The following is a 1,956-nucleotide window of genomic DNA, read 5'->3' as shown; positions in this document are numbered from 1 at the left end:
GGGTATTATGGCCGGAAGAAGAGATTTCCTTAAGTTAGCAACAGGCGTCACCGCCGCTATGGCATTTCCAATTAAAGCATCGAACGATAATTATGGAAGAGCTTGGGATAAAGAATTTGATATTATCATTATCGGCAGTGGTTTTGCTGGCCTGTCGGCTGCTTATTCAGCTCATAAAGCAGGAATAAAAAATATCATAGTGCTAGAAAAAATGGAGGCATTTGGTGGTAACTCAGCTATATGTGGTGGCTTGATGTGTATGCCATTAACACCGATGCAGAAAAAATTAGGAATTAAAGACTCCGCAGAATTAATGATCAAAGATATGCTTAAAGCTGGGCGTGGTTTTAATCATCCTGAACTATGTCGCACTTTAGCTACAGAAGCGCACAAAGCCTACGATATGCTGATGGAATGTGGCGTAAAGTTTCAAGACAAGGTAATTCGTCTCGGTGGGCATAGTGCTCCACGTGCACATTTACCCGAAAGTGCATCCGGTGGTGGCATTGTCGTTCCTATGCATAACTACCTTCGTAAGGCTGGGATCATATTTCAAAATAGAACGAATGTTGAAGAAGTCATTCGTGGCGACAGTGGTGTGACAGGTATTGTCGTCAGTGAAAAATACGATTTTAAGAGTGGTTCCAATAGAGGTCAATTCGCTTATAAGGCTAAAAAAGGGGTAATTGTTGCTTCTGGTGGATGGGGACAAGATCACCAGTTTATTAAAACAACAATGCCTGCATATCAGGAACTTGAAAGCACTGCTCAGCCTGGCGCTTCAGCAACCATGATTAAGTCATTATTGTCTATTCGAGCCCTGCCGGTAATGTTAGACATGTACCAGTTAGGTCCTTGGGCTACACCAGATGAGAAGGGCGCAGGCCCTGCGAGTTTCTTTGCGGATTATGCTTTTGCAGAAGGGATCGCAATTGACCCTAAAACTGGCGCGAGATTCATGAATGAATTAGCAGACCGTCGAACTCGTGCGGATGCGCAGTTGGCAGTATTGGCCTCAGGTACGAAAGAAAAACCTAATATGCCATTTGTATTTTGTGGTGAAGCAACGGCAAATCATGCTGAAGGTTTTAAAGCGGCTTACCGTGATGGTGCAATTAAAAAGTCAGAAACGCTTGATGAATTAGCTAAACGTTATGATGTTGATATTGATGCATTAAAAAATTCAGTAAATGAATGGAATGAGATTGTTCAAGGTAAAGCAAAAGATCCGTTTAATAAACCTTTAGATGAGAAAACAATTTTAAAACCTCCATTTTATTCAATCCGATTGTCACCCAAGTTACATTATTGCATGGGGGGCGTTGCTATTACACCTAATGCAGAAGTTATTGATTCTAACACTTGTGAACCAATTTCAGGCTTATTTGCTGCTGGTGAAGTTACTGGTGGTACACATGGAATGGACCGATTAGGCGGTTGCTCTTCTATTGATGGTCTCGTGTTTGGACAAATTGCAGGAAATCAAGCTGCGATTAGAAAAGTGTAATAGGTGATAATGATGAAATATATACATAAATTAGGTTTGGTTAGTGCTTTATTAATGACATCTTTATCAGCCTACACAACGGAGAATACTTTAAGTGGAGTCCCCATTAAAGAACATCATTTTAAGTTGATGGGAAAAGGTGGCAGTTGTAAAACATGTCACGGTAGCGGTATCCCGAATGAAAGACCAGATTCAAGTTTTTGTATTCGATGCCATGGTACAATGGACGAAATTCCAACGAAAGAAAATAAATACGATAAATTACCCCATGACTCTGCTCACTATCGGAATACATTGGAGTGTACAGCTTGTCATTCAGAGCATAAACCATCACATGCTATATGTAGTGATTGCCATATAGTGGAGTTTCCAAATTTAAAGTAATTCCAATTTAATAGACTCTATTTGTTGATTCTTAATTAAGCTTGATTCGAAAAATAACTAGGTAT

2 protein-coding genes are annotated in these 1,956 nt (G+C 40.0%); both read left to right on the top strand.

Annotated elements, in window-relative coordinates; translation table 11 throughout:
• Window positions 1-1,507 (top strand): flavocytochrome c (locus tag MMG82_RS21255; protein ID WP_347155268.1); only part of this gene is annotated, 1,507 nt, incomplete at its 5' end.
• A gap of 9 nt (window positions 1,508-1,516) precedes the next feature.
• Window positions 1,517-1,891 carry a cytochrome c3 family protein gene (locus MMG82_RS21250; protein WP_052183958.1) on the top strand — a complete coding sequence of 125 codons (375 nt, stop codon included), beginning with the start codon at window positions 1,517-1,519 and terminating at the stop codon, window positions 1,889-1,891.
• Window positions 1,892-1,956: the final 65 nt, after the last annotated feature.

The sequence above is a fragment of the Shewanella sp. MM_2022_3 genome (assembly GCF_022557375.1).
Classification (GTDB): Bacteria; Pseudomonadota; Gammaproteobacteria; order Enterobacterales; family Shewanellaceae; genus Shewanella; species Shewanella xiamenensis.
Note: the sequence above shows the minus strand (reverse complement) of the source record. Positions and strands in the feature narration are given on the sequence as shown.